Source organism: Stutzerimonas kirkiae (assembly GCF_004327335.1).
Lineage (GTDB): Bacteria > Pseudomonadota > Gammaproteobacteria > Pseudomonadales > Pseudomonadaceae > Stutzerimonas > Stutzerimonas kirkiae.
In genome coordinates, this window is record NZ_QJUO01000062.1 from 1 (window position 1) to 5,135 (window position 5,135).

Annotated in this window: 8 protein-coding genes and 1 pseudogene; 6 read left to right on the forward strand and 3 right to left on the reverse strand. The window is 53.3% G+C overall.

Features of this window, described 5'->3' with window-relative positions; all coding sequences use genetic code 11:
- The 6 genes and pseudogenes from DNJ95_RS18910 to DNJ95_RS19275 form a co-directional block, all read left to right on the forward strand.
- Window positions 1–528 (forward strand): hypothetical protein (locus tag DNJ95_RS18910; protein ID WP_207388782.1); only part of this gene is annotated, 528 nt, incomplete at its 5' end.
- Window positions 528–1,040: a hypothetical protein gene (locus DNJ95_RS18915; protein WP_131186261.1), complete on the forward strand. Its 513-nt coding sequence runs from the start codon at window positions 528–530 to the stop codon at window positions 1,038–1,040. The genes DNJ95_RS18910 and DNJ95_RS18915, both read left to right, overlap by 1 nt.
- Window positions 1,041–1,056: 16 nt before the next feature.
- Window positions 1,057–1,419: pseudogene (locus DNJ95_RS19845) on the forward strand (EndoU domain-containing protein); the annotation flags it as partial.
- A 6-nt stretch (window positions 1,420–1,425) separates the two neighbouring features.
- The gene (locus tag DNJ95_RS18925) at window positions 1,426–1,680 is read left to right on the forward strand and encodes a MafI family immunity protein (protein ID WP_131186262.1); all 255 of its coding nucleotides are present in this window, start codon (window positions 1,426–1,428) and stop codon (window positions 1,678–1,680) included.
- A 52-nt stretch (window positions 1,681–1,732) separates the two neighbouring features.
- Window positions 1,733–2,038, forward strand: coding sequence for an adhesin (locus DNJ95_RS18930; RefSeq protein WP_131186263.1), 306 nt, complete (start codon window positions 1,733–1,735; stop codon window positions 2,036–2,038).
- Window positions 2,035–2,379, forward strand: coding sequence for a hypothetical protein (locus DNJ95_RS19275; protein ID WP_165491656.1), 345 nt, complete (start codon window positions 2,035–2,037; stop codon window positions 2,377–2,379). Before DNJ95_RS18930 ends, DNJ95_RS19275 begins: the two co-directional genes overlap by 4 nt.
- Before the next feature lie 32 nt (window positions 2,380–2,411).
- Here the strand turns inward: DNJ95_RS19275 and DNJ95_RS19850 are convergent, their stop codons facing one another.
- The 3 genes from DNJ95_RS19850 to DNJ95_RS18950 form a co-directional block, all read right to left on the reverse strand.
- Window positions 2,412–2,561, reverse strand: coding sequence for a SymE family type I addiction module toxin (locus tag DNJ95_RS19850; protein ID WP_131186266.1), 150 nt, complete (start codon window positions 2,559–2,561; stop codon window positions 2,412–2,414).
- Between the two features lie 183 nt (window positions 2,562–2,744).
- On the reverse strand, window positions 2,745–3,185 hold the full coding sequence (locus DNJ95_RS18945; protein WP_131186264.1) for a hypothetical protein: 441 nt from the start codon (window positions 3,183–3,185) through the stop codon (window positions 2,745–2,747).
- Window positions 3,186–3,479: 294 nt separating this feature from the next.
- Window positions 3,480–4,988, reverse strand: coding sequence for a methyl-accepting chemotaxis protein (locus tag DNJ95_RS18950; protein WP_131186265.1), 1,509 nt, complete (start codon window positions 4,986–4,988; stop codon window positions 3,480–3,482).
- Window positions 4,989–5,135 lie beyond the last annotated feature (147 nt).

Sequence of the window (5,135 nt, forward strand, 5' to 3'; positions counted from 1 at the left end):
CGGGAGTATGAGAGCGTTCGGGATATTCTGGCGCAGACACCGGCGGGGCTGACAAATGAAGCTGCGTTGGCTATTGTGGCGCTATTGGGTCAGGCTAGAGGGGCTGGGGCGGTTGGTGGGGCAAAAGCGACAGGCGAAGCTATCACTCAGATCCCTGGCCGAGTACAGTCTCGAATAAATATTGCCAATGGTCGCACGGAAACCACTCCGCTCCGTGATACCGGTAGGCCAGTATCTGCGGGCTTTGATCATGTGCTGAAAGGTCATTTCGACGTAGAAGTCTCCAACTCCCGTTCTGTGTTTACTATTAGTCCAAATGAGTTGAAGGGAGTTCTTCAGAGTAGTTCAGTCGTTAAGTCACTAGTTACTGCGTTACCAGATGGTCAGTTTGTAAGGATTGTTGATACAGGCAGGATCATTGGCACTACTACGCTGAAAGATGGAGGTCTTCCTACTTCAGTGATAAAGGTATTTACCGATAGGGCTGGCAACTTGATAACCACCTTCCCAGTTAAGGCGGTGAACTGATGCGATCTCTTCCTATGCATGTGTGGCGTAAACTTCAGTTGGCTGTGATGCTACTTAGTGAAGAAACATCACCAAGAGATATTCTTGTGGTGATTCTTTCATGGATTAGGGATAATTATAAGTATTTTTCTGTTGAGCCGTTTTCGAGCTACGGATTCGATGAGTTTTCACATGTAAATGAAAATTTAATGCCTGTTGATTATTCGTCATTTTCATCTAGCGATATAGCGCACTTCAAAAAGGTCATTCTAGAGTATCAGGCTAAGGATGTTGAGTTTATTGCGCGGTTCCTACGCGATACAATGGAGGCATTGATAACTGTCGAAGTTGATAAGCAATGCCCTAGGTGTGAGTCTGATGGGATGCGCGTTTTTATAGGCAAGCATAACGGGCTATTGGCTTACCAGTGTAACGTTTGTGGTCATTCCCATTACATAGATGGGGCTAAGGTAGAAGTTGGTGGGCTAGAGTTTGCGAATGAGGTGGTGTTGCGAAATATTGGCCTGATTTAATGGTGCAAAAACGACTGGAAAAGATTATGTCGATATTCTTTCCCCTGACGCTAAGCAACATATTTTGTATGGCGACAAGCCTGGAAGTGGTGGTCATATGTGGCCAGGGCAACCAGGGAAGACAGTTTTCCCTCAGAGTTGGTCGGCAGATAAAATAGTTCACGAGGTTGGTGACATTGCGACGTCCCCTAGCACCAAGTGGTACGCCCAAACAGGAACTGGTGGGATTTATACAGGCAAAGGTGATCCTGCTAAATGGGTTGCTTATGAAGTACGTGACGGGGTTCGTATGCGTGTTGTTTACCAGCCAGCCACAGGCAAGGTGATCACGGCCTTCCCCGACAATGCACCGATTCCACCCTATAAACCCATAAAGTAGGTATTTATGTACGCTGATCGTATTTTGAAATTTGGTGAGCGATTCCAGGGGAGGCTAGATTCTATGCTGCTTCAGGGCGCATTAGATTATGTTGGATATAGTGAAGAGGGCTTGGCTTTCGAGATTCTGTGTGACCATATTTGCGAATATGATGTATCTATAAGTGATGAGGAATATGACGAGGCTGTTCAATTGGCCTTGGATATGGGGTTCTCTTTGGAAGAGGGGTCATTCAAACATCTGAAGAGTTTGAAGTCATAGATTTACAGTTGGGGCAAAAGCGACAGGGGCTGCTGGAGACAGTACAGGTGCTATGCGCCGACTGGACTATGAAGCAGCGCCCTACCACGGGAAAATTGACAATGCTGTTAAGAGCCGTGCCCCGATTAATGGGCAGGATGCACTAGACACTTCAATCCAAGTCAAGACTACATCCCCTCGCCGAGTCGGAATTGATTACGAGTCGAAAGAGTTTGTGGTTTTTGATAAGACCTTGGATACGACGTATCACGGTCATGTCCGCTCTTGGAAGGATCTGCATCCAGATATGCAAAAAGCCCTGCAACAAGCTGGCATGGCTGATCGTAAAGGCAACATTCTTGTTGGCGGAAAGCAATGATGGACTACAGGGAGCCTCAATACCTTGATCGGCAGTCAGCCGAGAATGCATTCACGTCTAAAGATGCTAAGGTAATTTGTGATGCTTTAATATCCGTTGCTCTGTATAACTCAGATTGGAAGTGGGTGCAGGATAAGTGTCTAGAGTTTCTTGATGCCGAAAACCCAGAGATCAGAGGGCTTGCAGCGACATGCTTTGGGCATATTGCAAGAATTCATCGGCGTCTTGATAAAGAAGTAGTTATTTCTGCTTTGCATGAACATTTGCAGGATGATGCTATATCTGGGCAGGTTTCAGATGCTTTAGATGATATAGATATGTTCTTGTCTGATGGGGAATAAGAATAGCCCCGGCCCTGCCGGGGCTATTTATTTCACTCCGCCGTAATCACCAAACAGCCCTGCATGACACGAATCCGTATTTTCTCGTTGACCTGGAAGCCGGCCTGTTGCAGCCAGAGGCCGCGCAGCTTGATGCCGGGGACGATGCGGTCGTGGGTGTAGGCGGGTTCACCGTAAGCGATCCACGAAGCACATCTACCTCATGATGAGATAACCCTCTACCGTTATACCTGCACTGGAAAAGGGGACAGATTTATTTTTCGGCTGATGGCGTGAGTCAATAAATAAATCTGTCCCCTTTTTACCGCGTGCCAAGTGGGTGAAGCGAATGAATTGAACCGCATGTCAGGCTGTAGCGCGGTACACTACATAGGCGATTTTTCTTCAAGTCTCTTCAGGTCTTCAATGGAATAAATAAAGCCGCTAATCTTTCCTTGTTGGTAGCTTGATTCTTGGCAGTAACTGTAATTTGCCCTGGTCTCAGGGGCTTTATCTAGAACTGCTCTAGTATTTGGCTCGGAATTGAAAAATAACTTCGAATAGTAGTCGGTAGCGCTTTGTTCCGTGCTTGTCTTCAGGATTTCTTCTATTCGACCGTTCCACATGCTCATGTATGTATATTTAAAGCCATCTTCAAAAGCACTAAGATCACATGCATTGGCGATGTCGCTCTGCTTTATTGTAATGACTTGGGTGTGCCCTGAACTATCTCCAATCCCAACTGTTTTTTCATTTTGATGCGGCTGTGCGGCACAGCCTGTTAGAAATGTTGTAATGAATAAGGCATGAATAGTTGGCTTGAGCATCTAGATGGTTTCTCCTTGAGTAGGCCTAACTATAAATAGACACCAGCTGGTGCATGGCTTCCCGAGCAGGACTGGTGGATGACATTTCGCTGACCCATGGCTATCTCTGCGTCTAAGACGCCGCTTGTGGCGAAGAGCTGGGGATAATTGGCATGTTATACACCAGACACACGGGATACTGGCAAGTGGCAATCGTGCAGATGCCATGATCGGGGCGGGGAAAGGATCGCGAGCAAGCTCGCTCCTACAGAGGTGGGAAAAGGCGCGGTGGTTTGTTCGCTGCGCCTTTTGCTTTCAGCGGTTGAAGCGTTCGACCAGCGCGTACTGACCCTGGGCGGTATTGGTCAGGGCTTCGCTGAGTCTGGCGGTGTTGTTCGCCTCGCCGGCGGTTTGTTCGGCCAGTTGGGCGATGGTGGTGATGTTCTGGTTGATCTCGTCGGCCACGGCGCTCTGTTCCTCGGCGGCGGCGGCGATCTGGTTGGCCATGTCGGTGATGCTGGCCACCGCTTCGCTGATGCCGGCCAGGGCCTGGTCGGCCTGGAGCACGCGCTCGACCCCTTCGTCGGCCTGCTTGCGGCCGATTTCCATGGTCATCACCGCTTCCTCGGCGGTGCGTTGCAGCTTGGCGATCAGGGCATGGATCTGTTCGGTGGATTCGGCGGTGCGTTGGGCCAGGGAGCGTACCTCGTCGGCGACCACGGCGAAGCCGCGGCCCATTTCGCCGGCGCGGGCGGCCTCGATGGCGGCGTTGAGCGCCAGCAGGTTGGTCTGGTCGGCGATGCCCTTGATCACGTCGACCACGCCACCGATCTCGTTGCTGTCCTGGGCCAGGCGGGTGACGGTCTCGCCGGTGTCGCCCACCGATTGCGACAGGCGCTGGATGGCTTCGCGGGTTTCCGCGGCGATGCCACGGCCTTCGCCGGTGAGACGGTTGGCTTCCTGGGTGGCGATGGCGGTGCGCGCCACGTTGCTGGCCACTTCCAGGGTGGTGGCGGCCATCTCGTTGACGGCGGTGGCGACCTGCTCGGTTTCCTGGCGCTGGCGCTCCAGGCCGGCGGAGCTGTCGTGCGCCAGCTTGTCGGCTTCGCGGGCCTGCTGGGTGAGCTGCTCGGCGGTGTCCTGCAGGCGGGTGAGGCAGGTCTTCAGGCGGGCTTCCTGGCTGAGCATGGCCATTTCCAGGCGTGCTTCGGCGCCGCGGCTGTCGGTGTACATCTGCGCGATCAGCGGGTCCGAGGTGGTCTGTTCGGCGAGGCGCAGCAGGCGCTTGATGCCACGGCTCTGCCAGGCGATGCCGGCCAGGCCCAGGGGCACGGAGAGCACGGCGGCGAGGGCGAAGCCCCAGTTGCTGCCGAACCACTGACCGATGAGGAAGCCGATCTGGCTGACCAGGATGAACGGCAGCCAGGCCAGCAACACCGGCAGCCAGCGGTCGCTGGACGGAATGGCCGACTTGCCGGTGTTGATGCGGGTGTAGAGGGCTTCGGCGCGGCGTACCTGTTCGGCCGTCGGCTTGACCCGTACCGATTCGTAGCCGACCACCTGGCCGTTCTCGGTCATCGGCGTGACGTAGGCGTTGACCCAGTAGTGGTCGCCGCCCCTGTTGCGGTTCTTGACGATGCCCATCCACGGCCGGCCACTCTTCAAGGTCGTCCACATGTGCGAGAACACGGCCGGCGGCACGTCCGGGTGGCGCACGATGTTGTGCGGCGCGCGCAGCAAGTCCTCGCGGGAGAAGCCGCTGATCTCGACGAAGGCGTCGTTGCAGTAGGTGATCTGCCCCTTGAGGTCGGTGGTGGAGATCAGGCGCTGTTGGGCTGGGAACGAGGAAAAGGGGACAGATTTATTTTCTGTCTGATCGACTAAGCTGAAGGCCTCAACGGAAGGAGGTTGTCATGCCAAGGATGGGGCGCATTGTGTTGCCGAATTACCCACATCATGTGGTGCAACGTG